Origin of the sequence: Chryseobacterium candidae (assembly GCF_004916905.1) — a bacterium.
GTDB classification, from domain to species: Bacteria; Bacteroidota; Bacteroidia; order Flavobacteriales; family Weeksellaceae; genus Chryseobacterium; species Chryseobacterium candidae.
This window is the reverse complement of sequence record NZ_SDLV01000003.1, coordinates 283781-308573: the sequence shown is the minus strand read 5'-3', so window position 1 is coordinate 308573 and position 24793 is coordinate 283781. Positions and strand designations below refer to the sequence as shown.

The following is a 24793-nucleotide window of genomic DNA, read 5'->3' as shown; positions in this document are numbered from 1 at the left end:
AAGTTGACTAAAAATAGATTAAGTTGAATTTATTCAAGAGGATTGTAAGCAAACTTACCAACCAGCCTGAAGAAGAGGATAAACAGAGCCTGGAGAAGCTTGGGGATTCGCTGAAAAATGCGGATCTTGACTATAAGTTTGCGCAATTATTTACGCATTCCGGGGGATTTTTTAATTATTGTGCAGATGAAGCGGAAGCTCTACAAACTTTAAATCAGATTGTCAAAATAGAAGGTATTCAAAACCTTTTCTGTTGGGATAAAGAACTTCAGAACTTTTTGAATGTTGTGAAGTCTACCTACACTTCAGAACTTCAGCCGTCTAATGACGCCGCATTCATCACCTGTGAATACCTGATCGCCTATGATGGCAGAATCATGCTTTCACATAATAATATTCTTCATTATCATTCTTCAAGGCTTCCCGATAGAATTATCATCATTGCCAATGTTTCTCAGATTGTAAACAACCTGAATGATGCTATGGGGAAAATAAAAAGGAACGGAAATATCAAGAACCTTACTTCCATTAGCGGAAGCCAATCAAAAATGGACAGTTCTTCCAATTCCAGTACAAAACTGTTTTTATTGCTGCTTGAAGATTAAGCAACCATTTCTAAATTTTAAATTTTGGACAAAAATCTCATTCAAAGAACCATATCAGGTATCGTTTATGTAGCTATCATTATTCTTTGTTCTACTCCGCTGGGAGCACAGCTGCTGAACAATATTGTACCGGGTCTTATCAAGCAACAGTATCTTTATCATGGATTGATGAGTCTGCTGCTGATTGTAGGAACCTGGGAATGTGTAAAAATCATGAAGTTTGGAAACGGCTATGAAAAATGGGTCGTATATCCATTGGTCATTTTTATTTTCTACATGTTTTCCAAAAGATATTTTAATCACGATTTCTTTTTTGATTTCAGGCTTAGTGAAATACTGGCACTGGCACTTATTGGTATTGCTGTAGTTACTTTATTCAAATATCCTAACGAATTATACTTCGACAGCGGGAAGCTTATTTTTACTGTTATCTACGTAGCACTGCCATTTAGTTTTGCATTAGGGCTGCCAAAGTTCTCCAGCTATAGTGATAGTTTCTCTTTGGAGGTTCTGTTTCTGTTCATTCTGATCTGGAGTAGCGATACCTTTGCTTACCTGGTAGGGAAGTTTTTCGGCAAACATAAAATGGCCCCTAAAATATCTCCTAAAAAAACATGGGAAGGATATGCGGGAGGTGTCGTGTTAACACTGGTTTTATCCTACTTTATTGAGCATTATCAGCCGGAGTTGAGGGGGAACTGGATGGTCGTAGGATTTTTAGTGGCTGCCTTTGCGCCATTAGGCGATTTGGTGGAGAGTCAATTGAAGAGAAACTTCGGTGTAAAGGACAGTGGAAACATTATTCCTGGACATGGAGGAGTTTTAGACAGACTTGATAGTTTTATTATCTGCGTTCCTGTCGTATATTTGTACTTTATTTTAGAAAAATTTATTTAGTCTCATGAAATTACATAGAGAATCAAAAGGAACGATTACCGTTGCAACCCTGCTTTTTATTATACTGGGTGCTCTCGCAATCTATTTCCTTAAAATATGGTCACTGGTGATCATTATGCCTTTATTGGTTATTTACGGTTTAGTTTTCTGGTTCTTCAGAGTTCCTGATCGTAATATTCTTGATCACAAAGAAAACGTAATTGCTCCGGTGGACGGAAAAGTGGTAATGATCAAAGAAGTGGAAGAGGATGAGTTTATCAAAGGAAAAGCTATCCAGGTTTCTATTTTTATGTCTCCTCTCAATGTTCACATTTGTAGATATCCGGTTTCGGGAGATGTTATTTACAAAAAATACCACCCTGGAAAGTATCTTGTAGCATGGCATGAAAAGTCTTCTACGGAGAACGAAAGAACTACGGTAGCTATTCAGACGATGACTGATCATAAAGTAGTCTTCAGACAGATTGCAGGTTATGTTGCAAGACGAATCGTTTTCTACTGTAATGAAGGAGATAAGGCAAAAGCCGGACATGAATTCGGATTTATCAAATTCGGTTCCAGAATGGATGTATTCCTGCCTTTGGATACTGAGATTATCTGTAAAATCGGAGATATTACAAAAGGTGGTGAGGATGTTATCGCCAAACTGAAAGAAAATTAATATTCTTATCGCATATAGAATGAAAAGAGAGCTTATACAGCTCTCTTTTTTATTTAGTAATACGAAACCACATTTAAGTGTATAAAGTTTAAATTACGCATGAGTAATATTGCGTATTGGAAGATGGGTGCTTTTCCATTGTGATTAATAATTTTGCATGCTCAAAAAACACAAGCTCATGCTTTTTAAGTGATATGAGGTAAATGCTTATTAATTTGTTTTCAAAAATGATATTTCATTTGATAATTTTAATATCAATTTTTAGTAAATTGTAGCTAGAAAAAACACCTTAATCATATTCTTTTAATGCTGAAAAAGACTAGTAAATTTCATTTGTAGTTTTTTTTGCATAAAAAGCTGTTAATATTGGGAAATTTATGCCTTCAGGAGTACAAATGCCAACTTAAGCTTGTGAAAACATAAAAAACATCAAGATGATTTATAAATTTTTATTTAAGGTGATCAACGACGAAGCTGAGAACATGGATGATGATTTTGAAAGTAATTATCTTCATCTTATTAACCGGTATTTGCTTTTATTGTTTTTCATATTCCTGTTTTATTCTATTTTTATTATTACTTTTTTCGGAGATATGCTGATCTCCATATTCCTTACTGTCATTACCTTTTTCTGGCTGTTTCTGATTGCTATAAAAGGAAAAACGAAACGTTTTAAAAAGATTTTGAAAACCTCCATAATCGGAATATTCGTTTTACTTACTTTTATAGTGAACTTTTTTAATATCTATACCTATAAAAATGCAGGAGTAGAGTATTTCTATTTTTGTCTTTTGTTTGCCGTTCCATTCTTTCTGAACTATAAAAAAGATGCTTTTGCAATTTTTTTTATTACTTTTATTATCAGCATTAACTTTATTGCTTGCCTTTACTTTGATTTTGATTTTCTTCCTAAAAGCAGATTTATAGAAAAAGAGGATTTTAAGACCATAAAATTGCTGAATATTTTGTTTTCTGTTGCCTCTTTCCTGGTGGATATCGTTTTTATAACCCAGAAAGATCAGTTGATCCATGGCTTAATTACAGATAAAAATGAGAAAGATTCTACCATCAAAGATCTTGTAAAAACGAATGCAGAGCTGATGAAGCATCAAATGCTTATCAATCATCTTTCGGAAGAAAATATCAGGGAAATTTTAATGTTGGCAGAAAACAATTCGCCTATGTTTTTTGAAAAGTTTCAGGTGTTTTTTCCTCATTTTATTCCAGATCTTTTAACGATCAATCCTAATCTCATTCATTCTGAGTTGTATTTTTGTGCTTTGATGAAGCTGGATTTTGATACTAAGAAAATAGCACAGTGTACCAATAACAGTATTCGCGCCGTAGAAAGTAAAAAATACAGAATCCGGAAAAAACTGAATATTTCCTCGGAGATCAATATCAACAGCTTTCTTATAAAAATTTAAACAGAATCCTGTTTTTTATTACTTATACGTAGTTTTGAGTAGTTTTTCTTGGTGATCTTTGCTTCTCTTGTCAATATTTTTACTTAAAAATATTGTGATGAATATTAAGGACATTAATATTGGGGATCTGATCAGGTCCAAAGTAGAAGAGCATCAGATTTCTATAGAAAGAATCTGCAGATTTTTCGAGCAAACGGAAGAAGATATAGAAAAAATGTACCATACGAAAAGTATGGATACCGATATCCTTCTGAAATGGTGCAAGCTTTTAAAGTTTGATTTCTTTAGATTTTATACCGGGCATCTTATTTTGTATTCTCCGCAGTCCAGAATTGATAATGCATTCAGAAAAAAGGAAAATACCCTGATTTTCAGAAAAAGCATTTATACGCAAGAGGTGAAGGATTTTATTCTGGAAAAAATAAAAACCGGAACAATGACTGTCAGCGATGCTGTGGAAAGGTATAAAATACCTAAAACTACTTTATACAAATGGATGAAAAAAATATAATATGACTCCGGATTACAAACAGATTTATACTGATATTCTCGAGGAAAAGTTCCCGGAAAAGTTAATAGACGCTACAATCAGGCTTAAGCTTAAAACATTGAATTCGGCTTTTGATGTTCTCAAGTTTAATCAGCTGGTTTTTGGAGAGCCTGAATATGCGGTTGGATTTAATAATCAAAGACTTCGTTCATATGACGAAAAATCTATATTAAAAATTCTGAAATATCAGAAACAGAACGGACTTAATAATCTCCAGCTGAGCAGACTGTTTAAGATAAGTAGAAATACTATTTCCAAATGGAAAACTATTTTTAATGAATGAAAAGGTGTTTTTGCCATGAACTTTTACGTTATCAAAGACTATTTGCTATTTAAGGTCTTTATGAAAAACCTAAAACATAAGACATTGTTCTGTTTTTATGCTTAAAGCGGTGCATGTTTTAATGCTCTTAATGTTTTGATTGTTTTTTTAATGTTCATAATCATTTTTCTTTTTTATAAAATCACTTAAATTTGATTATTATTTAATATGTGTTATAATTCGTTGGTTGTTTATGAGTTTAGCTACGCATGAGTAGTATTGCGTAGCTAAAATCATGATATTAAGCAAATGTTGTTGTTATTTTGCGAAAAGTTTTATAATTTTAGTTAAAATAATTAACCATTAAACAATTATAACTTAATATGATGAGTACAAAATTTAAATCGCCCTCGATCAAGTGCATTTTAATTGCACTTCTCTTTACTTTTGGAGAATATTATTCTCAAAGCACCAATGGTGCAGTAGGGATTAATACTACAACACCTAATGCCAATTCTGTATTGGATGTTGTTTCTAGTAATAACAACAAAGGGGTTCTTATCCCTAGACTTACTGAAGCACAAAGAAATGCTATTGTAATCAACAATGCTCAAGATGATGGCTTGACAATTTATAATACAACAGAAGACTGTATTAATTACTGGAGTCTTGCTGATAATGAGTGGAAAAGTGTCTGCGGACAGATGGGGAAAGCTGTTTTTACAGTAGATTGCTCTTCTTCCAAAGCAATGGGAAGCTATGTTAAAGGAAAAGAACTTACCAGTTCAAATTACCTGAGTATTGCTGTAAATGTAACTAAATTAGGAAATTATACAATTACAGGAACTACACCGAATGGATATAACTTTTATGGAACAGGTGTTTTCCTTAATACAGGCGTACAAACAATACAGATTCCGGGGCAGGGAACTCCTCAGAATGTGCAGACGGATAATATAACACTTGAAGCCAATGGGGCAGCAGTTAATTGTACACCAGCAATTTCTATTGCAGTACTAAGCCCGGCCGGGTCTTATACCATGAGCTGTGGAAGTGCAACCGTAAATGGCGTGTATAAAGTGGGAACAGCACTTACAGCGTCCAATACAATTACATTGCCTGTAAATGTTTCGGCATTGGGAAGTTACACGGTTACAACCAATACCGTTGATGGAATTTCTTTCAGCGGATCAGGAACATTTACCTCTACAGGAAATCAGAATATTACTTTACAAGGAACAGGTTCACCTTCTTCTACGACGGTTAAAACAATGACCATTACTTCCGACAGCCAGGGAGGAGTATCTACCACATGCTCTGTAAATGTAATTGTAGTGATTCCCAAGAAAAAACTTCTAACTATTGGAACAGCACCCAACGGTTGTGGATATAACGTATCCGGAACTTCTCCATCAGGGATGGTAACCAAAGCCGCAGCCAATTTTGGCACATTGGCTAATAGTATTGTAAAATATGAAGGATGGGATCAAATCATAGACGGTACAGACAGCCCAAGCGCTGCTCAGCTTACAACATGGACAACGGGAGCTAACCCTGTAGATATTATTGTAATAGGATATGCATGGGGAATGAATGCTGCAGAAGCACAGGTATTAAGAAATTACCTGACAAAGGGTGGTGTAATTGTTGCTTATTCTGAAAGTAACAGCGGAATGCAGAACCTGTTAAGAAATGTTTTTGATGGATCTGTAAATACAGGAAGTGTAAACAGCGCAGGATCAATCTATAAGTTGCCCCTGACTAATGATGAAATCCTGAACGGTCCTTTTGGTGATATCAGAGGATTGCAATGGGGAGAAGATGCTTCTGCTACAACCTATGCTACAGGGCTGCCATCAAGTGAAATTACAGTATATTCAGGAGATACAAATATCTCTACAGCTTCACCATCAGGAACAGTAGGCCGTGTAACTGCATTTAAGCATAACAGTTTAAATTTCATCTGGGTAGGAGATGGTGGATTCAATTCTCAGTGTGGAACGGTGGCTGCTCCGAATACTTCAGACACAATATGCCCATTCTATGCAGATACGAACTATAAGCCTATTCCTAAACCCAACTATGGAAACGGAGCTGCTGCTTATGAGATGAACGTATACAATTCAATATTCTATGCCAATGCTCTTGCATGGGCCATTAAAAAGGCAGAATTCAATGGAATAAACACACAATGATAAAAGTTTTTTAAAGATGACTCCGGCACGATTATTCGTGCCGGAGTTTTTTATTTTATATGTTTTTTAACGTCCTGTATCATGTTTAATATTAATTCCACAGGGATATCCTTATCCATATCGATAAGAAGGATTTTAAACTTCTTTCTGCCATCCTGTATCAATTCAGGATAATCAAGTCTGTCACCATGATAAAAACTCAGATAATGCTTTTGATATTTTTTGCTGTAATAAAAGTAGCATAGCATTTTCTTTTTGTATTTGATAAACGGAAGTCCGAAACTGAATGTTTCTGTAATATTTTCCGGATCTGAAGCTAAGATGGTATCACGCAAAAATAAAAGAGTACTTCTTTCAGGTTCTTGGATTCTGTAGAAATACTCTTGTATAGGGTTCATTTTAATTCAGTTAAAAGGTTAGTCGAAGTTTTGAAGTTCAACAAGTTTGTGATACATTCCTCTTTTTGCGATCAGATCGTGGTGGGTTCCCTGTTCCACAATATCTCCTTTTTCCATCACTACAATCCAGTCTGCTTTCTGAATGGTTGAAAGGCGGTGGGCAATGACTAAAGACGTTCTGTTTTCCATCATTTTCTCCAGTGCATCCTGTACGAATCTTTCAGATTCCGTGTCCAGCGCAGAGGTTGCTTCATCCAGAATCATGATTGGCGGGTTTTTTAATACCGCTCTGGCAATAGAAACTCTTTGTTTCTGACCTCCGGAAAGTTTACCACCGTCATCTCCGATATTGGAATCATAACCTTCAGGAAGCCTTGTAATAAATGAGTCTGCATTGGCAATTTTTGCTGCAGCAATTACTTCTTCTCTGGTAGCATCAGGTTTACCCATCAGAATATTATTATAAACGGAATCATTGAACAATACAGATTCCTGGGTTACCATTCCCAATAGCTTACGGTATTCCTGTAATTTTAAATGCTTGATATCGGTTCCGTCAATCAGAATTTCTCCTTCCGAAACATCATAGAATCTGGCTAAAAGATTGGCAATCGTTGTTTTACCGCTTCCACTTTGCCCGACAAGAGCAACTGTTTTCCCTTTAGGGATAGAAAGTGAGAAGTTTTTAAGAATGGTATGATCTTTATCGTAGTAAAAGCCAATATTATTAAATTCGATGGAATGATTTAATGTTGAGATCGAAACAGGATTGGGTATTTCATCAATTTTTACGTCTGCATCAAGAATTTCCAATACTCTTTTCAATGAAGCTTCTCCTTTCTGTACATTGGAAATGGATGTAGATAAGCTTTTGGCCGGTGGTAAGATTTGGAAAAACATTCCCAAGAATACCAAAAACCCTGCAGGCGATAAACTTTGGTCTACAATAATCTGTTTTCCTCCATACCATGCAATGATTAAAAAGGTAATAGAACCTAGAAATTCACTCATTGGCGATGCTAATTCTTTCTTTTTTCCCAAGCTCATTGAGCTGGAAATCCATCTGTTCATGGACTGCATGAAGCGGTTATCCATGATCTTTTCAGCATTAAATATTTTAATAACCTTTGAAGATTTTAGTGTTTCGTCTACGATAGAAAAGATGGTTCCCAGCTCATGTTGTGCTTCATGGGAGTCTTTTTTTAGACTTTTTCCAATCAAAGCGATCATTGTTCCCATTACAGGCAATACCAATAATGAGAAAAGTGTCATTTCCGGACTCACAATAAATAAAGAAATCAAAGTGCTGATCAACATAAAAGGCGCGTTGATTAATTCAACTAAGCTTCCCAGAATATTTCCTTCCACTTCTCCTACGTCATTAGACATACGGGACATCATATCTCCTTTTCGGCTTTCTGTAAAAAAAGAAACGGGTAAAGTCAATATTTTCCTGTACATAGCTCCCCGTAAATCTTTAGTAACACCTACACGGTAATTGATCAATAAAAGTGAGCCTAAATACCTGAAAATATTTCTTAAGAGAAACATAAATGCTGTGATAATGCATAGCCAGGCAAGTACTTTTAGAGAGCCATATTCAGAAACTAATGACTGAATAAAATAATTGGAATAATCTTTTGCAAAAGAGAAAAAGTCAATAAGATCACCGGAATAAACAGGTGCAGTTTTATATTTCTCGGGTTTTATGGTGCCAAAAAGCATTCCCAAAACCGGTAGAATAGTCCCTAAGGAAGCAATCTGAAATACAGAGTACAGGATATTGAAAAATAAACTGCCGTAGATATATTTCTGATGCGGTCTCGCGAACTTTAAGATTTTTTTATACTCGTTCATTCAATGAAAAAATTGGATAGCAAAATTACGTAAAATTACAAGATAAGACGTTCTTAATCCTGTTTTACTTTATTGGATAAGTTTCAAAAAGTATCTTTTTGTTACAACCCAGCGCTATTCAGCTTTATTTTTTGAATAAATAAACCTTAGCATGGCTTAAGAACAGGAGATAAAAAGGTATTGCTATTTAGTAAAAAACTGCTGCAACAGCAATTTTTTATGATTTCACTTACAATTTAACCTGGTCATTGTACTTCGGAGCAAAATTTTTAGGACCCAGTTGATCCAGTGTTTTTCCAAAGTTATTGATGATCTGTGTCATGTTATCGAAGTCTACAATATTGATATCATCATTTTCATGGTGGTAATGAGATGCTTTTGTCATATCAACGGTAGAAAATGAATGGGCAATGATTTTCTTTTTTACAAAACTCACATTGTCTGAACGGTAGAACAACTGCTGTTTCGCATAAGGATCGGCATTAATTTTTAATCCGTTTACTGCATTTTTATTGAAAAGCTCGTCAAGATCTGAGAATCCGTCTCCTGTCATATATAATGCGTTTTTCCCCCATTGAGATTCTGTAGCTACCATTTCGAAATTGAAAAGAGCTGTCATCTTATTATAAATATGATCCAGATTTTTATCTGTGGAAATAGCTCGTGAGCCCAGCATTCCTTTTTCCTCTCCATTGAATGCCATAAATACCATGGAGAATTCCGGTTTTTTGTTTTTAAAATAATCGGCAATACCTACCAGAGTAGTGATTCCGCTGGCATCATCATCTGCTCCGTTATAAATATTGTCTCCGCTTTTATCACTGGTTCCGATATGATCAAAATGCCCTGAAAAACCAAGATACTGACCTGATTTTCCTTTTTTGATTCCGCAAACATTGTATACCGTCTTTCCGTTGTAGTCAAAAGGAACCAGATAAGATGTTCCGGTACAGTATTCCAGATTATTTTCTTTGAAAAGTTTAGCGATATAATTGGCAGCATTTTCATTTTCCTGAGTCCCGATTTCACGGCCTTTCATTTCATCTGAAGCGAGAGTGGAAAGAACTGTTTTTACTCTTTCTTTGGAAACCTCCTGTCCAAAGGTAAATATGGAGAATAGTGATAAAGTAAGATAGGTTAGCTTTTTCATTGTCTTTTGTTAAAATTATATGATATGTCGTGTTTTTAATCAAAAAGTTGCAATGAATTTACATAATTTAAATTAAGAATGGGATGACAAAATAAAAAAACAGCTCCTAAAAAGAAGCTGTTCTCACTCAAAAAATCGTTGTAAGGCTATCGAAGTCTGTCTACAGATTTTACGAGCCTCTCATCTTTACGGATGTAAACGTTTGCTATAAGCAGACAGATTACCGCAATCAATGGGAAAATCGGCTCAATACCCTTCTCAGGAATTTGAATTCCTCCGGATAAGTTTAGTAACCAGTACGCCAATACACCAATCAACAAAGCGTTTATAATGATGCTGATGGTATTCAGCAAAATTTGTCTTTTTCTGTTTTTGAAACTGAAAATACTTAATGCTCCGGTGATAACAAGTACCATACAGCCTATATTAAGTAAAGGAATACTGTCTGAAATGACAACATCCTGTCCTGTTATAAAAAGGAAAACTGCAGCTAAAACTGCTAATAAGGTCCATATGGTTTGTATTCTCTGTAGCATTGAATATTAAATTCTTGGCAAAAATAATATAAATTTTGCACAATTCAAAAATAAGTGTAGATTTGCATTATACAATGTACTTGAAAACCAAAGTCGCCGGACTTACTTTTCTTACTCACAATTAATTACATTTTTACATTAAATATGTTTAACATAGAAACGTTAAGGTCAAAATCCGTAACGGAACTGACTAAAATCTTAAAAGATTTGGGCGTTAAAGTTGCAAGAACCAGCAATGAAAATGACAAGATCTTTGCTATTCTTGACTTTCAGGCTTCTAACCCTAAAGTTGCAAAAGATTATTTCAACGCCACAGAAACCGCCAGTGTAAATACTGAAGAGGCTCCAGCAGAGAAACCTGCCAAAGCCCCGGCAAAAAAAGCTGCCCCGAAAAAAACAGCAGCCAGGCCAAAAGCAATTGCAAAAGTTCCGGTAGAAACTAAAACAGAGGAAATAACAGAAGAAAAGATACCTGTTTCTGAAGAAATAAAACCGGAAGAACCCAAAGCTGAAACCGCTGTAGCAACAGAAGAATCAGCAGCAAGCGCTCAGGCAAAAAAGAAAAGAAAAAGAGTTTCTACCAATACAGCTAACGCAGAAGTATCTCAGGAAAGAGTTGAAGCTCCAAAAAACACAGAACCTCAAGAGCCTGTTCAGGCTGAAGAAAAGCCTAACAACCCTCAACAACAGCAGGCTAGCAGACCTCCAAAAGGACACAACCATCCACAGAACAGTGGAAACCAACATAAAAATCAAAACCAACAGCACCAGCAGCATCAAAACCAAAATCAGAATCAAAACAGAAATTCTGAAAAAGGAGAGGAGCAGCACGACCATAAAAAAGAATTCAATTTCGATGGATTGGTAAGTATTGAAGGGGTTTTGGAGATCTTACCGGATAACTACGGGTTTTTACGTTCTTCAGATTTCAGTTATATATCTTCTCCTGATGATGTGTATGTTTCTACAGCTCAGATCAGGAATTACGGGTTAAAAACCGGAGATACCGTGAAAGGAATTGTAAGACTTCCAAAAGAAGGGGAGAAATACTTTTCATTGCTAAAGCCAACAGAAGTTAACGGACGTGACCTTGCATTTATCAAAGACCGTGTTGCTTTTGAATATCTTACTCCCCTTTTCCCGGAAGAGAAATTCAATTTAGCAGGAAGTAATTCTACCATTTCTACCAGAATTGTAGATTTATTTGCACCTATCGGAAAAGGTCAGAGAGCAATGATTGTTGCACAGCCTAAAACCGGTAAAACGATGTTGCTTAAAGATATAGCTAACTCTATTGCGGCAAACCACCCGGAAGTTTATATGATGGTTCTTCTGATTGATGAGCGTCCGGAAGAGGTTACTGATATGGAAAGAAGCGTAAATGCAGAAGTAATTGCCTCTACATTTGATGAAGCAGCAGAAAAACATGTAAAAGTAGCCAACCTTGTTCTTGCAAAAGCACAAAGAATGGTAGAATGCGGACATGATGTAGTGATTTTACTGGACTCTATTACAAGACTAGCAAGAGCTTACAATACCGTAACGCCTGCATCTGGTAAAGTACTTTCCGGTGGGGTAGATGCCAATGCTCTTCACAAGCCTAAAAGATTTTTCGGAGCGGCAAGAAAAATTGAAGGAGGAGGATCTCTTACCATCATTGCAACGGCATTAATTGATACAGGATCTAAAATGGATGAAGTTATCTTTGAAGAATTTAAAGGTACCGGTAATATGGAGCTTCAGCTAGACAGAAAAATTGCGAACAGAAGAATTTATCCTGCTATTGACCTTATTTCCTCCAGCACACGTAGAGATGATCTGCTTCTGGATGAAGTAACTTCCCAGAGAATGTGGATCTTCAGAAAATATCTTTCTGAAATGAATCCTGTAGAAGCAATGGAATTTGTAAATAAAAACATCAAAGGAACTCTCAATAATGAGGAATTCCTGATGTCTATGAATAAATAAATTTAATTTAATATTGTTAAATAGAAAGCACGGATCATTGGGTTCGTGCTTTTTATTAATATGATAAAAAAATTAAAACTTAATTCATTCTAAATCAATATATCAATGTTAAAGATTTATTAAAGTAATCCACAATCCTTGATAATACCTTAAATATTGGCTAATTTTGAATAATAACATTAAAAATAAAGATTATGTCATTTGAATTACCAAAACTAGGATATGCATACGATGCATTGGAACCAACGATCGATGCAAGAACTATGGAAATCCACCATACAAAACACCACCAGGCATATATTGACAATTTAAATAAAGCAGTTGAAGGAACTGAACTAGCAGGAAAAACTATTGAAGAAATCTGCCAGACAGGAACTGACAAGCCAGCAGTAAGAAATAACGGAGGAGGTCACTTTAACCACTCTTTATTCTGGGAAATTTTAACTCCCGGTGGAAGCAAAGAGCCTGTAGGAAATGTAAAGGCTGCTATCGAAAATTACGGAGGTTTTGATAAATTCAAAACTGATTTTTCTGAGGCTGCTAAAACAAGATTCGGTTCAGGATGGGCCTGGTTAGTAAAAAATACTGACGGTTCTGTATCTGTTTCTTCTACCCCTAACCAGGATAACCCATTAATGCCTGTAGCAGACGTTAAAGGAACTCCGGTTTTAGGATTAGACGTTTGGGAGCACGCTTACTATCTGAACTACCAAAACAGAAGACCTGACTATGTTTCTGCATTTTTCGATGTAGTAAACTGGGATAAAGTAGAGGAATTATTCAATAAATAATTTTCAGCTATTATAAAAATGAAAAGGTTCAGAATTACTCTGAACCTTTTTTATTGAGTATTATTTAAATTTACCTTATCGCATCGCTTCCGGATAATCCATTCAATCTTAGCTTATACTTCCAGTTTACATAGACAAAAACCTGATATAATTTATATTCAAACCTGATTCCGTAATTTTCCTTAGGATCATAATCTATTCCGGATTCTATAATATTTCTGTATCTGCCGGAATTATAATAACCATTCCATTCATTCACCAAAAACGTATTTTTTGTTTTCAGATAAGATTCTGAATACTGGCTGATGGGTTTTGCAACAGCACTCAGAAAATAGTCAAATTGGGTATCGATAACGGTAAGGTCCCATTCTCCGTCTTCATTTTTAGAGGGCTTCATTTCATGTTGCTCCTTATTTTTCTTTGGAGTTTCCTGAGAAAAACAGCTTAAAGGTATCAAGGCAATTATTACTAATAAAACAATATTTTTCATGACGTGACATTTATATAAAAAAAGCACTCCAATAAGAGTGCCTAACTTTTTTATGGTTCTTTCTGAAGAACTACAAATGCCGGGAAGTGATCACTGTAGCCTCCTGTAAACTGGTCTCCATTCCAGGATCTGAAAGGATATCCTTTATAATTCCCTTCTTTATTAACGAGGTAAGGCGGGGCAAAGATTTCTGCTTTGTAAACAGAATATTCTTTAGTTACCTGATCTGAAATTACGTTTTTAGAAACGATAATCTGGTCAAACAGGTTCGGGGCGTCCTGATAAGCCAAAGAAGCAACCCCTTTCTTATATAAAGGATACATCAGGTTAAGATAAGGAGTTTCCTCGCTTAAATCTTTTGGATTGGCCTGAGCTTTCAAATGGTTTTTTAAACTTGGGCTTACAGGGTCATCATTAAAGTCGCCCATTGCAAAAAGCTTTGTGGTGGGATCTGCTGCTCTTACACTGTCCATTTGTTTTTTTAATAACGCTGCGGCAGCATTTCTTTTAGGTAAAGAAATTGCTTCACCACCTCTTCTTGAAGGCCAGTGGTTCATGAAAAATGCTACTTTTTCATTATCTAAAAATCCTGTTACCACAAGAATATCTCTTGTATATTCTCTTCTTCCGCTATCACCGTAAATGACCAGTTCTTTTTTTAATGAATTGGTAGGAGTAAATCTTCTTTTCTGATAGATCAACGCCACATCAATTCCTCTGTAATCATAAGAATTGTAGTGGATAATTCCGTAATCATATTTCTTTAAAGCCGGCTCATTCACAAGATCCTGAATCACCTGTCTGTTTTCAACTTCAATAAGACCCACTACCGCGGGAGCTGTTTTGGTATATTGAGCTCCCATTTCAGAAATTACCTTAGCTTCGTTAGCCAGCTTTGCCTTATAAATTTTACTTCCGTAGTTCTTTGCACTTTTTGGAGTAAACTCTTCAGAACCACCTTGTTCTCTAACTACTTTTTTGCCAATTAAAGCTCCGTCACTCCATGGCCCGTCATATTTTTCAGCTTCCAGAAACTTAATAGAATCTATAGGAATACTTCTGTGGAAAGCGGGATTTTTAATGTCTTTGGTTCCGTCTATATAATCTGCTGAGCGAATAGTATCCCAAAGGTTTTCTACATTTAAGAAACCCACGGTTGCTACTTTTCTCAGTTTTCCTTGTTGTTGTGAGAATGCCACGATCGAAATAAACAGGGCAAACAAACTCGAAAATCTCTTCATCTCTTTAGAGTTTTTATTATTCTATTAATTACAAATTTACTTTTTTTTAACTCACTGCGTTTTAAATATTTGTAAATTTAAAAGCAGTAATTCGAATCTCTCTTTTATAATGATTCTTAAAAGATTGCAATGTTAAGAAAAAAATCCGTTAAAAAAGTTCCGGATTGCAAAATTTGATTAAATTTGTGCCCCCAACTTTTAAACTGTTGAAAATTAACAAGAAAAGTATTAAAAAAATAAATATACTCATGATTAAAAAATTATCATTGATCTCTTTATTTACCTTGCTGCCTGCATCATATTATTATGCGCAGACAACAGTGTTTGCGTATCTTAAGGATGCGGAAGGCAAGCCTGTTGAGCAGGCAAGTGTAGATTTAAAAGGAGCAGGAAATGATGCAAAGGCAGACAAAATCGGATATTTCCAATTTACGGATTTGATGCCCGGACATTATCAGATTATGGTTACAAAACCCAATTTTGAAACTAAAGTTTTTGAATTTGATGTAACCAGTGATGAGAAAAGAAAAGATCTTGGAGTAATTACTCTTTATTCTGCACTGAATGGTGCAGATCAGGGGTTAGCTATCATAGAAGATTCCGGAGAAAGCGACGGCGGTGGTGCACAGCAAACTGCAACCGTAGGACTACTACAGTCTTCTCAGGATGTTTTCAACAGAATGGCAAGTTTTGATTTGGGACCCTACTGGTTTCGCCCAAGAGGGATTGACAGCAGAACAGGTGAGAATATGATTAACGGGGTTTCTATGGCTGCTGCAGATAATGGAGATGTAGACTTCAGTACCTGGGGAGGATTGAACGAAATTACCCGTTACCCGGAAATTGCAGCTAACCATGCCCCTTCAGAATATGCTTTCGGAGGAACTACCGGAGTATTTTATAAGAATACAAGAGCCAGCGAGTATAGAAAAGGAAGTCAGTTAACCTACTCTCTGACCAACAGAAATTATACCAATAGATTATCCTACAGGTTTTCATCCGGAATGAATAAGAACGGATGGGCATTTACAGGAATGATTGCCAGAAGATGGGCACAGGAAGGGATCCAGGATGGTACCGCTTATGATGCATACAGTGGGTATCTTGGTATTGAAAAAAAATTCAGTGATAGTCATACCATGACTTTAAATGCCATTGGATCTAAATATGCAAGAAGTTCCTCAAGTCCAAGTACTCAGGAAGTATATGACTTCAGAGGAGTTCATTATAACTCTTATTGGGGATGGCAGAACGGAGATAAAAGAAATGAAAGAGTGAAAAGAGGATTCCAGCCGATGATCCAGTTGCAGGATTTCTGGAAAATCAATAAAAACTCTCAGCTATGGACATCTGTTTCTTACCAGTTCGGTAAAGAGTACAGTTCAAGACTGGACTGGTACAGAGCCAATAACCCTTCTCCAACCTATTACCGTAATCTGCCAAGCTATTGGTTAAACTATACAAATCCATCACCGGAACAGGCTGCCAATATCGGAATTACGAGAGACTGGTGGACCAATGACGATCAATCACACACACAGATCAACTGGGATAATCTTTATAATGCCAACCGAAATGTAGAATACAATGCATTATTGGGCGGAAGAAGAGCTGCTTATTATCTTGTAGATGATGTAAAAGACGATAAAGTATGGAATGTATCTACTCACTATACTTATAACTTCACGGATACTTCCCGTTTTATCTTAAACTTATCTTACCAGAATTACAGATCTGAACAGTACAGAGAAGTAAATGACCTTTTAGGTGCTGATTTTGCCCTGAATATGGATCCGTTTGCATCCAATACGAATGCAGGAAGCGTTTGGGGAAAATTTAATACGAGAGAAAGTGATACAGATGTTGCCAAAAGAGAAGGCGATAAAATCGGGTACAGCTATATTTTCAGAAGACAGGAATTCAAAATAAACCCTGCTTTCAAATTCTCTACAGGAAAATTTGATGTTTTTATTTCCGGATTATTCGGATATACAACAAATAGCAGAGAAGGATTATTCCAACATTATCTGTATGAGTCTTCTTATGGAAAAGGTGCAGACCAAAACTTCTGGAATGCAGGGGTGAAAGGTCAGGTTACCTATAAAATTAATGGTAGAAACTTCCTTGTTTATAACGGAGCTTACTTTTCACAGTCTCCTTTCTTAAATGATATTTATTTTAATACAAGAGTAAGTGGTGTTACAACGCCGGGAATCAAGAATGTTGTTGTTGATGCCAACGATCTGAGTTATGTAATCTCTACTCCGATTGTTAAACTTAGACTGACAGGTTACCTTGTTAATACTCAAAACGAAACAAGTGTACAAAGATATTTTGCACAGGGAGTTAAACTGACAAACCTTACTGAGAGTGGTGATCAGGCTCCGGTTCAGGATGGAGCTTTCATTACGCAGGTACTGGCAGGTGCAAATAAAAGAAATATGGGAATTGAGCTTGGCGCACAAGTAAAAGTAACTCCTACTTTAACAGCAAGTGGTTTATTAAGCTTAGGGCAATACACTTATACCAATAACCCTACCGTTTATTTTGCATCTGACGCTGTTGGAACATTCAGAGAGCTTGACGGGAACGGAAATATCGTATCAAGATCTTATACCAATATGGGCGAAGCAACACTTAAAAACTACAGACAGGGTGGAACGCCTCAGGAAGCATATACGCTAGGTCTTCGTTACAGCAGCCCTAAATACTGGTGGCTGGGAGCAACATGGAACTATTTCGGACATTCGTTCCTGGATCCGTCTCCGGTAACCAGAACCGCAAGATTCTATACCAATCCTAACACACCTGGAGTTCCTTATGATCAGGTAACTGATGAAGAACTTGCAAGAGTTCTTACACCTACAAAGCTTCCTTCAGCATTCTTCTTCAATGTCAATGCAGGGAAGTCCTGGCTGATTGGTAAGTATTATGTATTGGTGTCTGCATCGGTTAATAACATCCTTAATAACAGAAATTATATTACAGGAGGATTTGAACAGACCAGAAACGTTAACTATATTGATTACGCTAATGATTACGACAGCGGAAATATGGTATTCGCTCCAAAGTATTGGTATAATCAGGGCAGATCTTATTTTGTTAATCTTCAATTCAGATTCTAAAAAACTAAAATTAAAAATCGAAAACAATGAAAAATATATATTTTAAAGCGGCGATCTTTAGTGCTATTTCAATGCTGACATTCTCGTCTTGTGTAAAAACTGATGATTATGAATTACCGGAAATTAAATGTACCAACAAATTTGCAGCAGCTAATCACCCGTTAACTGATCTTGCTACCATTGCAAAAGCAAAACCAACTGAAGCTGATATCATTAAAGAAGATTACATTGTTGAAGCTTATGTTTCTTCAAGTGATGAATCAGGAAATATCTATAAAATGATGTTCCTTCAGGATAAACCTGAAAACCCAACGCAAGGGATTGAAATTGACATCGATGGTGGAAATCAGTATCTTGATTATCCTATTGGAGCTTTAGTAAGAATCAACCTGAAAGGATTGATCGTTCAGGGAGTTAATGGAAACATTAAAGTAGGTTCTTATGACCCTAACTATCCTATTGGAAGAATCAACCCTAATAAAGTTTCAAATTATATTGCAAGAGTTTGTGACGGACAAAAGGCTGTTGTAACTGCAATAAAGCCATTAGAGTTTAATTCTATCGCTGATGCTCTTAAAAATGGTGCTCACATCAATCAGCTCGTAAAAATTAAAAATGTTCAGTTCGAAGATCCTGAATTGACAAAAACTTTTGCTGATGAATCAGGAACAGGAGACCGTTATATCACTGATAAAAAGGCTGGTAGATTAGATCTTCGTTTCAGTAACTATGCAACTTTTGCGAAATCGCCGATCTCTCCTAAATATGCAAAAAGTGGTGATATCGTTCTTCTACTAAGCCGTTTTACCAGCTCAAGTAATGCAACGATTTTCACAGATCAGGCTTATATCAGAAATCTTGATGATATTAACTTCCCTAACGACAGATTCAATCCGGGTGAACCTGATGCTCCGTCTGCTTCTGCTGTAAACCTTTTCGCAGGTTCTGACTTTGAAAACTGGACATCTTTCTTATCAAGTGTAAATACTTTCGGTCTTAAGCCTTACGCTACACAAGGTGTTGGTCTTGGGTATAATGGTACAAATTCACTTCAGATCAAAGGTACTCCTACAGCTAACGATTATGTATTTACATCTGTGGCTACTACAGGAATCCCAGCGGTGCCAAAAAGAATTACAATGTATATCAAAGGTACTGCAACAGGGAAAAGTCTTTCTTTCAACGTATATAAAGCAGGTGGAGGCTTCTACGTATTCAACTTAGGAACATTCTCTACTGGTGCTACTTTAGGAGTAGAAAGTGCTAACTCTTACAACGGTTCTATCAATACAAATGGACAGTGGAGATTAGTTGAGCTTACCCTTACAGGTATTGCTGATATTAACACTACAGCCGGAAAAGATATGTTTGCTATCAAAACCGGGAATGGAGGAGTGTATGATCTTCAGATTGATAATATCAAAATTGAGTAATACATTAGGATAAAATATATTCTGATACACTTTATAAAAATCGGGCAGCTTGAAAAGCTGCCCGATCTTATTTTTAACGATAGAAAGTTGTTTAAATCAATTGCAATTTTATACTTTTATTTCTAAAAAGGAAAGTAAATCTAAAATGGAATATTTTATTTATGCATTAAACCATACCTACACAGATGAATCCCATACAGATACCAAATTTCTCGGGTTTTCCAATAGTATTGAAGATTTGGAGGAACTGAAAACCAAAGCAGTTATTCTATCCGGATTCAGAGATTATCCCGAATCATTTTTTACAGATTGTTATATTCTGGATAAGATACATTGGAATGAAGGATTTCAGGAGGTCATTGGGGAAATTGGACGTGACTATATTTTAAAAGGCGACGAGATAGATGACAACTGTATTTCAATAAAAGAGTTAGGTTTAAATACGGTTTTCAGTGTCAGTCATTATTATACCATACACAGCTTTCTGGATGACGAAAGATATGTCGGAGTATTTTCATCTTTAGAAAAAGCAGAAAAAGCTATTGAAGAACTGAAAAATAAGCCTGGATTTAAAGATCATCAGAATGATTTTAATATCAGTAAACTAGACCTTGCGACCCTTTTATGGAAGACTGGATTTTAATCCGCTAAGAAACAAAAACCACTGCTGATGCAGTGGTTTTTTATTTTCTTTTATTTAACCGTAATTGTTGGATCCCAGTAAAAGTAACCGTATAGAATCTGTTTGTTACTGTCATTCGGATCTAAAATGTAAAGTCCAAACTGTACATAGAAATTCTCTGTTCCTGTAGCTTTTACTTTAGAGTCGATACTTGCAAAAGTAATATCAGCGCTGGCAGCAGGAAGACCGTTTTGAGAATTCAAATTAGGTACCGCAGCCTGTCTTCTTTCAACAGAATTGTAGATAAAGCTGTTAAAAACCTGATCTCCGGACCAGTATTTAATATTGTAGATAATGACAGCATCATCAGAGTTTTGGTAGATTGAAGTTCCTCTGAAAGAAACGGTGTCTCCGGCTCTTGCACTGAAGTTCAGATCGGCTGTACCTTGCCCGGAAATAGCATTGGCATTCGAAACAATCATATGCTGGCTGTTATGATCAATTCCTGTAGGATTATTAGGATCTGTACTTGGGCTTTTATAAGTATTTCTTACATAATCCGTGTCTATAACGATCAGGACATCAATTTCCTGACTGGACGATTTTAGTTCTATATCTTCCATGATATTTAGTTTTGTCTGGTGTTTTCTTACTCATATGGCTTTTCAGATTCCGCCCCGTTATTTAAGTGATTCCGGCTTCACATTGTTGGTTGTAATTACAATACAAATGTACATGGGTGAAAGTGAAAATGTTAGAGTGAAAATGCTGAAATTTAAGATTAGGTATTTGTACTTAATTAGTCCCTTTTGTGTGATTATTTTTCGGAGAATAAAAATACCCTGAAAAGTTCAACTTTCCAGGGTACCCATTTTATAATGGTTAAATCTAATTTTCGTTTAAAAAGAGACCTCGTTTACTTCTTTTCCTCTTTGGAAGTTCATTGTTTTCTGGCTGCCTTTATAAGCAATGTTTACCAGATTGATCTGCTTAGGAAAAGCGCTTAAAAGGATCGTATTTTTAATCTTTAAGGTGCTGATGTCCGAAACGCCTCCGGCTTCAAAATACACCCATACAGTTTCTCCGCTGACCTGACTTCCTGTGAAGGTAATCGTTTTAGGAGACCCATTGACAAATACATCAAAATTATTGTTCACATATTTTTTTACCTCCGCTTCAAATCCTGCCGTATTAGGGTTTATTTTAATAGCATCAGAGATATGGCTTGTATTCATTTTTGTGGTAAACTTCAACGTCTTGCTTCCATCAATATAGTCAACTTTGGTCATTGAAGAGAAAAAGTCTGCATACATAAAACTCATTAACACAAAAAATGTTAAAATTCCTGATATATATAAAAGTTTTTTCATCTTAATTAATAGATTTACAATCATAGCTGTTTGTTATAAGTCACAAATAATATGCCAATTAAAAATTTACATTCACAGAATATTTATCATAGAAGGCTTTAATATGCGCTACAGCCTCGTCAGCAGTGTCTACCACACGATAAAGATCAAGATCATCTTCGGCAATCATTCCTTCTTTCAACAGCGTTGCCTTAAACCAATCCAGTAATCCTCTCCAGAATTCACTTCCCACCAAAACGATTGGGAATCTTCCAATCTTATTGGTTTGAATCAGGGTCATCGCTTCAGTCAGCTCATCCAATGTTCCAAATCCTCCGGGCATTACTACAAACCCCTGAGAGTATTTTACAAACATTACTTTTCTCACGAAAAAGTAATCAAAATTCATGGAATAGGATTTATTGATATAGGGATTAAAATGCTGTTCAAAAGGGAGATCAATATTAAGTCCTATAGATTTCCCTTTGGCATTGAATGCTCCTTTATTTCCTGCTTCCATGATACCCGGACCGCCTCCTGTAATAATTCCAAAACCTAGCTTGGTGATTTTTTCAGCAATATCGACTGCCATTTCATAGTATTTGTTCTCCGGCTTCAGTCGGGCAGAACCAAATATAGAAACACACGGGCCAATCTTAGCCAGTTTTTCATAACCATCTACAAATTCAGCCATGACCTTAAAGACCATCCAGCTGTCTTTGGTGATTGTTTCGTCCCAGGTTTTCTGTCTGAAACTGTTGTGCAGTTTTGTTTCGTTTATGTCAAGTTCTGGATTTACTAAACTTTCATCCCTGATTCCATCAATTTCCATTGTAAAATTTATTTAAAATGTTTTTCAGCCTCTATTACGGACGAAGGTCTTCCAACGTCAATAAGAATACTGTCGTGTACAAAACCATGTATATGTTCGGTCTGCATCAGATCCAGATATTCTTCCATAACAGAGAATTTGCCTGTTCTTTTTATTTTTTCAAAGATGATAGGATTGATACAATGAATTCCACTGAATGCAAGGGGTCTGAATCCTTTGTTGAATTCTGCAAGCCTTTGTTCTCCGGTTTGTACATTCAGCCAGCCTCTCAAAACCATATCATCATTGAAAAGGAGTTTTCTCGAACTTTCTCTGTCCGAAACCGCTAAAGTAGCAAAATCTTTTATCTTTTTGTGGTAGTCTACCAGTGCATTGATATTCAGGTCTGTTAGAATATCAGCGTTCATGATTAAAAAATCTTCTCCGTGATCAAGAAATTTTCTTGCAAATATCAAGCCGCCCCCTGTTTCCAGAAGTTCGTTGGTTTCATCAGAGATATCAATCTTACATCCGAAATTACTGTTTTTATTCAAAAAATCGACAATCTGATCTCCAAAATGGTGAATATTAATTACAAAATCAGTGATTCCGAAACTTTTCAGGTATTTGATATTTCTTTCCAGAAGCGGAACTTCATTTACCTTTGCCAATGCTTTCGGATGGTGATCTGTGAACGGTTTAAGTCTGGTTCCTTTTCCAGCTGCGAAGATTAAAGCTTTCATTTTTTATAATTGATAAATGGTAATTGATGAATGATAATACTTTTTATCATCAATAAATGACAATTAAATCATTTATCAATGATCACTTATCATTTATTGATTCAGTTGCGGCTGTTCATCGTGTTGAAGGGTCACGGTAGTTCCTTCAGGATATTTTTCTTTGATAAATTCTGCAATTTTTATAGCGGAATATACTGATCTGTGTTGCCCGCCTGTGCATCCGAAATTGATCTGAAGATGTTCAAAACCTCTTGCAAGGTAATCATCGATATTGATGGAAACAAGAGATTTTACCAGTTCTAAAAACTTTGGCATTTCCGTTTTTGTTTCCAGGTATTCCTGAACTCCTATGTCATTTCCGGTCTGGATTTTATATTCTTCAATTCTTCCCGGATTTAAAATTCCACGGCAGTCAAAAGCGAAACCTCCGCCATTTCCTGAGTGGTCTTTAGGTATTCCTCCTTTTTTGTATGAAAAACTGTGTATCTCGATGTTTAGCATATTTTTTATTTTTAAACCATTAAGGCTTATTTAGTGATGTTGAAGTGTTTTATTTCGTTTCTGTCAGTCTGAGCGGAGTCGAAGACTTAGTTATTTAATATTTCCTCAATTTTTTGTTTTGCCTTATCAGACGTTAACTGCTGAATTACTTTTTTAAGTTCGGGGTAATCCTTCATTGAGTCCCAGGAATTTGAAAACTGTATAATATTCTGGATCCCTTTTTCCAGGCTGCCCAGGAAATGTTGTTTCCTCTGAATCAGGCCCCGGAATCCGTAGGCTCCTAAAACCTGTAAAAATCTCATCATTTGAATAGGCATCACTGCATTTCTTAACTGAGTCTTTGTTTCAGGATTTTCAAAATGCTCAATATAAAAATCCAGCATTTCCTGTTTGAAATCTTCCGGGAAATTGGCTTTAGCCTGAAAAAGAAAAGATATGACATCATATAGTAAAGGTCCTTTCATGGCCGATTGATAATCGATGAAAGAGACTTCATGCTTTTCATTCACCATGATATTTCTTGCCTGGAAATCACGGATCATAATCCCTTTAGGTTCAATATTTTCAATAAAAGCTGCAATTCTTTTGAATTCTTTCAGAAGGGTAGATTTGTTGTATTCAAGTTCCAGAAAATCGGCAACGAAATTTTTAAAATAGTAAAGATCATGAATCACGGGAAGTTCATCATAACTTTCGTATTCAAAGGTTTTTGAAAAATCAATTTTTCCCTGTGTCTGCATCTGCATCTGGAAAAGCTTTTCTAAGGTTTGCTGTACCAAATGTCTTACAGTGGGAGACCGCTGCTCTTTGGTAATCACCTCAGAAAGAGTATGCTGTCCTAAAAATTCCTGGATGTACATTTTCCTGTCATCTGAAACAGCAAAAATGTAAGGAGTATTAAGATTTAGTTCTGAAAATACTTGGGAATAGTAAAGAAAACTTTCGTTTTCCGGGATATTTTCATTGTACGTGATAATGTATTTCCAGGTACCTGCAGTGGCCAGAAAATTTACCCTCGCAGAACCGCTTTGAGCTAATGTGACGAATTCAGAAGATTTTTGACCTAAATGGTTTTCAAAAAATCGTTTTGCGTTTTCAGAAGTCATAATATGAAAACAAATATACTAAATTAACATGAGTTGGAAATCATAGTTTAAAGAACCGATCGATTAGGGTTGAAG

Annotated in this window: 24 protein-coding genes; 12 read left to right on the top strand and 12 right to left on the bottom strand. The window is 35.9% G+C overall.

Annotated elements, in window-relative coordinates:
* Positions 1 to 23: 23 nt before the first annotated feature.
* From EK417_RS02145 to EK417_RS02115, 7 genes are all read left to right on the top strand, one after another.
* Positions 24 to 605, top strand: a complete 582-nt coding sequence (locus EK417_RS02145; protein WP_110366516.1) for an LUD domain-containing protein — start codon at positions 24 to 26, stop codon at positions 603 to 605.
* 24 nt (positions 606 to 629) lie between these two features.
* A complete protein-coding gene (locus tag EK417_RS02140) occupies positions 630 to 1502 on the top strand; it encodes a phosphatidate cytidylyltransferase (protein ID WP_076596025.1) in 873 nt (290 codons plus the stop codon).
* A gap of 4 nt (positions 1503 to 1506) precedes the next feature.
* The gene (locus EK417_RS02135; protein ID WP_076596024.1) at positions 1507 to 2163 is read left to right on the top strand and encodes a phosphatidylserine decarboxylase family protein; all 657 of its coding nucleotides are present in this window, start codon (positions 1507 to 1509) and stop codon (positions 2161 to 2163) included.
* 434 nt (positions 2164 to 2597) lie between these two features.
* Positions 2598 to 3590 carry a helix-turn-helix transcriptional regulator gene (locus EK417_RS02130; protein ID WP_083688841.1) on the top strand — a complete coding sequence of 331 codons (993 nt, stop codon included), beginning with the start codon at positions 2598 to 2600 and terminating at the stop codon, positions 3588 to 3590.
* Positions 3591 to 3687: 97 nt separating this feature from the next.
* The gene (locus tag EK417_RS02125; RefSeq protein ID WP_076596023.1) at positions 3688 to 4101 is read left to right on the top strand and encodes a transposase; all 414 of its coding nucleotides are present in this window, start codon (positions 3688 to 3690) and stop codon (positions 4099 to 4101) included.
* 1 nt (position 4102) lies between these two features.
* Entirely contained in the window at positions 4103 to 4423 is a 321-nt protein-coding gene (locus EK417_RS02120) for a transposase (RefSeq protein ID WP_076596022.1), read from the top strand.
* 365 nt (positions 4424 to 4788) lie between these two features.
* A complete protein-coding gene (locus tag EK417_RS02115; RefSeq protein WP_136521200.1) occupies positions 4789 to 6597 on the top strand; it encodes a phage tail-like protein in 1809 nt (602 codons plus the stop codon).
* A gap of 50 nt (positions 6598 to 6647) precedes the next feature.
* Here the strand turns inward: EK417_RS02115 and EK417_RS02110 are convergent, their stop codons facing one another.
* From EK417_RS02110 to EK417_RS02095, 4 genes are all read right to left on the bottom strand, one after another.
* Entirely contained in the window at positions 6648 to 6995 is a 348-nt protein-coding gene (locus EK417_RS02110) for a DUF1801 domain-containing protein (protein ID WP_076596020.1), read from the bottom strand.
* A gap of 18 nt (positions 6996 to 7013) precedes the next feature.
* On the bottom strand, positions 7014 to 8852 hold the full coding sequence (locus EK417_RS02105) for an ABC transporter ATP-binding protein (protein WP_136521199.1): 1839 nt from the start codon (positions 8850 to 8852) through the stop codon (positions 7014 to 7016).
* Between the two features lie 229 nt (positions 8853 to 9081).
* Positions 9082 to 10002 (bottom strand): M28 family peptidase, encoded by a 921-nt coding sequence (locus tag EK417_RS02100; protein WP_136521198.1) that lies wholly within the window; start codon positions 10000 to 10002, stop codon positions 9082 to 9084.
* A gap of 146 nt (positions 10003 to 10148) precedes the next feature.
* Positions 10149 to 10538, bottom strand: a complete 390-nt coding sequence (locus EK417_RS02095) for a DUF4293 family protein (protein ID WP_076596017.1) — start codon at positions 10536 to 10538, stop codon at positions 10149 to 10151.
* A 144-nt stretch (positions 10539 to 10682) separates the two neighbouring features.
* Between EK417_RS02095 and rho the strand changes: the two genes are divergently transcribed.
* Together rho and EK417_RS02085 are read left to right on the top strand one after the other, a co-directional pair.
* Complete coding sequence (gene rho, locus EK417_RS02090) at positions 10683 to 12506, top strand: transcription termination factor Rho (RefSeq protein ID WP_136521197.1); 1824 nt, start codon at positions 10683 to 10685, stop codon at positions 12504 to 12506.
* 194 nt (positions 12507 to 12700) lie between these two features.
* A complete protein-coding gene (locus EK417_RS02085) occupies positions 12701 to 13297 on the top strand; it encodes a superoxide dismutase (RefSeq protein WP_076596015.1) in 597 nt (198 codons plus the stop codon).
* A gap of 70 nt (positions 13298 to 13367) precedes the next feature.
* Here the strand turns inward: EK417_RS02085 and EK417_RS02080 are convergent, their stop codons facing one another.
* Complete coding sequence (locus tag EK417_RS02080; protein WP_110366508.1) at positions 13368 to 13787, bottom strand: DUF6146 family protein; 420 nt, start codon at positions 13785 to 13787, stop codon at positions 13368 to 13370.
* Positions 13788 to 13837: 50 nt separating this feature from the next.
* On the bottom strand, positions 13838 to 15028 hold the full coding sequence (locus tag EK417_RS02075) for an endonuclease/exonuclease/phosphatase family protein (RefSeq protein ID WP_076596011.1): 1191 nt from the start codon (positions 15026 to 15028) through the stop codon (positions 13838 to 13840).
* Positions 15029 to 15276: 248 nt separating this feature from the next.
* Here EK417_RS02075 and EK417_RS02070 point away from each other — a divergent pair, with 248 nt between their 5' ends.
* The 3 genes from EK417_RS02070 to EK417_RS02060 all read left to right on the top strand — a co-directional run bounded on the left by EK417_RS02070 (position 15277) and on the right by EK417_RS02060 (position 20229).
* Complete coding sequence (locus tag EK417_RS02070) at positions 15277 to 18153, top strand: carboxypeptidase-like regulatory domain-containing protein (protein ID WP_136521196.1); 2877 nt, start codon at positions 15277 to 15279, stop codon at positions 18151 to 18153.
* A gap of 26 nt (positions 18154 to 18179) precedes the next feature.
* Complete coding sequence (locus EK417_RS02065) at positions 18180 to 19586, top strand: DUF5689 domain-containing protein (protein ID WP_136521195.1); 1407 nt, start codon at positions 18180 to 18182, stop codon at positions 19584 to 19586.
* Between the two features lie 145 nt (positions 19587 to 19731).
* Complete coding sequence (locus EK417_RS02060; protein WP_136521194.1) at positions 19732 to 20229, top strand: DUF7336 domain-containing protein; 498 nt, start codon at positions 19732 to 19734, stop codon at positions 20227 to 20229.
* 50 nt (positions 20230 to 20279) lie between these two features.
* On the opposite strand, the gene EK417_RS02055 is transcribed toward EK417_RS02060, so the two are convergent.
* The 6 genes from EK417_RS02055 to EK417_RS02030 form a co-directional block, all read right to left on the bottom strand.
* A complete protein-coding gene (locus tag EK417_RS02055; protein ID WP_076596009.1) occupies positions 20280 to 20831 on the bottom strand; it encodes an inclusion body family protein in 552 nt (183 codons plus the stop codon).
* 276 nt (positions 20832 to 21107) lie between these two features.
* On the bottom strand, positions 21108 to 21530 hold the full coding sequence (locus EK417_RS02050; RefSeq protein WP_228457874.1) for a DUF6702 family protein: 423 nt from the start codon (positions 21528 to 21530) through the stop codon (positions 21108 to 21110).
* Between the two features lie 106 nt (positions 21531 to 21636).
* A complete protein-coding gene (locus EK417_RS02045; protein WP_076596007.1) occupies positions 21637 to 22389 on the bottom strand; it encodes an LOG family protein in 753 nt (250 codons plus the stop codon).
* 8 nt (positions 22390 to 22397) lie between these two features.
* Positions 22398 to 23111, bottom strand: a complete 714-nt coding sequence (locus tag EK417_RS02040; protein WP_110366506.1) for a nucleotidyltransferase family protein — start codon at positions 23109 to 23111, stop codon at positions 22398 to 22400.
* 93 nt (positions 23112 to 23204) lie between these two features.
* Complete coding sequence (locus EK417_RS02035) at positions 23205 to 23612, bottom strand: RapZ C-terminal domain-containing protein (RefSeq protein ID WP_136521193.1); 408 nt, start codon at positions 23610 to 23612, stop codon at positions 23205 to 23207.
* An 86-nt stretch (positions 23613 to 23698) separates the two neighbouring features.
* Positions 23699 to 24718 (bottom strand): aminoglycoside phosphotransferase family protein, encoded by a 1020-nt coding sequence (locus tag EK417_RS02030; protein ID WP_136521192.1) that lies wholly within the window; start codon positions 24716 to 24718, stop codon positions 23699 to 23701.
* Between the last annotated feature and the right edge of the window lie 75 nt (positions 24719 to 24793).

Bases quoted from the DNA above. Each gene is read 5' to 3' on its own strand.
- EK417_RS02135 (WP_076596024.1), top strand. From the start codon at position 1,507: ATGAAATTACATAGAGAATCAAAAGGAACGATTACCGTTGCAACCCTG.
- EK417_RS02130 (WP_083688841.1), top strand. From the start codon at position 2,598: ATGATTTATAAATTTTTATTTAAGGTGATCAACGACGAAGCTGAGAAC.
- EK417_RS02125 (WP_076596023.1), top strand. From the start codon at position 3,688: ATGAATATTAAGGACATTAATATTGGGGATCTGATCAGGTCCAAAGTA.
- EK417_RS02120 (WP_076596022.1), top strand. From the start codon at position 4,103: ATGACTCCGGATTACAAACAGATTTATACTGATATTCTCGAGGAAAAG.
- EK417_RS02115 (WP_136521200.1), top strand. From the start codon at position 4,789: ATGAGTACAAAATTTAAATCGCCCTCGATCAAGTGCATTTTAATTGCA.
- EK417_RS02110 (WP_076596020.1), bottom strand. From the start codon at position 6,995: ATGAACCCTATACAAGAGTATTTCTACAGAATCCAAGAACCTGAAAGA.
- EK417_RS02105 (WP_136521199.1), bottom strand. From the start codon at position 8,852: ATGAACGAGTATAAAAAAATCTTAAAGTTCGCGAGACCGCATCAGAAA.
- EK417_RS02100 (WP_136521198.1), bottom strand. From the start codon at position 10,002: ATGAAAAAGCTAACCTATCTTACTTTATCACTATTCTCCATATTTACC.
- EK417_RS02095 (WP_076596017.1), bottom strand. From the start codon at position 10,538: ATGCTACAGAGAATACAAACCATATGGACCTTATTAGCAGTTTTAGCT.
- rho (WP_136521197.1), top strand. From the start codon at position 10,683: ATGTTTAACATAGAAACGTTAAGGTCAAAATCCGTAACGGAACTGACT.
- EK417_RS02085 (WP_076596015.1), top strand. From the start codon at position 12,701: ATGTCATTTGAATTACCAAAACTAGGATATGCATACGATGCATTGGAA.
- EK417_RS02080 (WP_110366508.1), bottom strand. From the start codon at position 13,787: ATGAAAAATATTGTTTTATTAGTAATAATTGCCTTGATACCTTTAAGC.
- EK417_RS02075 (WP_076596011.1), bottom strand. From the start codon at position 15,028: ATGAAGAGATTTTCGAGTTTGTTTGCCCTGTTTATTTCGATCGTGGCA.
- EK417_RS02070 (WP_136521196.1), top strand. From the start codon at position 15,277: ATGATTAAAAAATTATCATTGATCTCTTTATTTACCTTGCTGCCTGCA.
- EK417_RS02065 (WP_136521195.1), top strand. From the start codon at position 18,180: ATGAAAAATATATATTTTAAAGCGGCGATCTTTAGTGCTATTTCAATG.
- EK417_RS02060 (WP_136521194.1), top strand. From the start codon at position 19,732: ATGGAATATTTTATTTATGCATTAAACCATACCTACACAGATGAATCC.
- EK417_RS02055 (WP_076596009.1), bottom strand. From the start codon at position 20,831: ATGGAAGATATAGAACTAAAATCGTCCAGTCAGGAAATTGATGTCCTG.
- EK417_RS02050 (WP_228457874.1), bottom strand. From the start codon at position 21,530: ATGAGTTTTATGTATGCAGACTTTTTCTCTTCAATGACCAAAGTTGAC.
- EK417_RS02045 (WP_076596007.1), bottom strand. From the start codon at position 22,389: ATGGAAATTGATGGAATCAGGGATGAAAGTTTAGTAAATCCAGAACTT.
- EK417_RS02040 (WP_110366506.1), bottom strand. From the start codon at position 23,111: ATGAAAGCTTTAATCTTCGCAGCTGGAAAAGGAACCAGACTTAAACCG.
- EK417_RS02035 (WP_136521193.1), bottom strand. From the start codon at position 23,612: ATGCTAAACATCGAGATACACAGTTTTTCATACAAAAAAGGAGGAATA.
- EK417_RS02030 (WP_136521192.1), bottom strand. From the start codon at position 24,718: ATGACTTCTGAAAACGCAAAACGATTTTTTGAAAACCATTTAGGTCAA.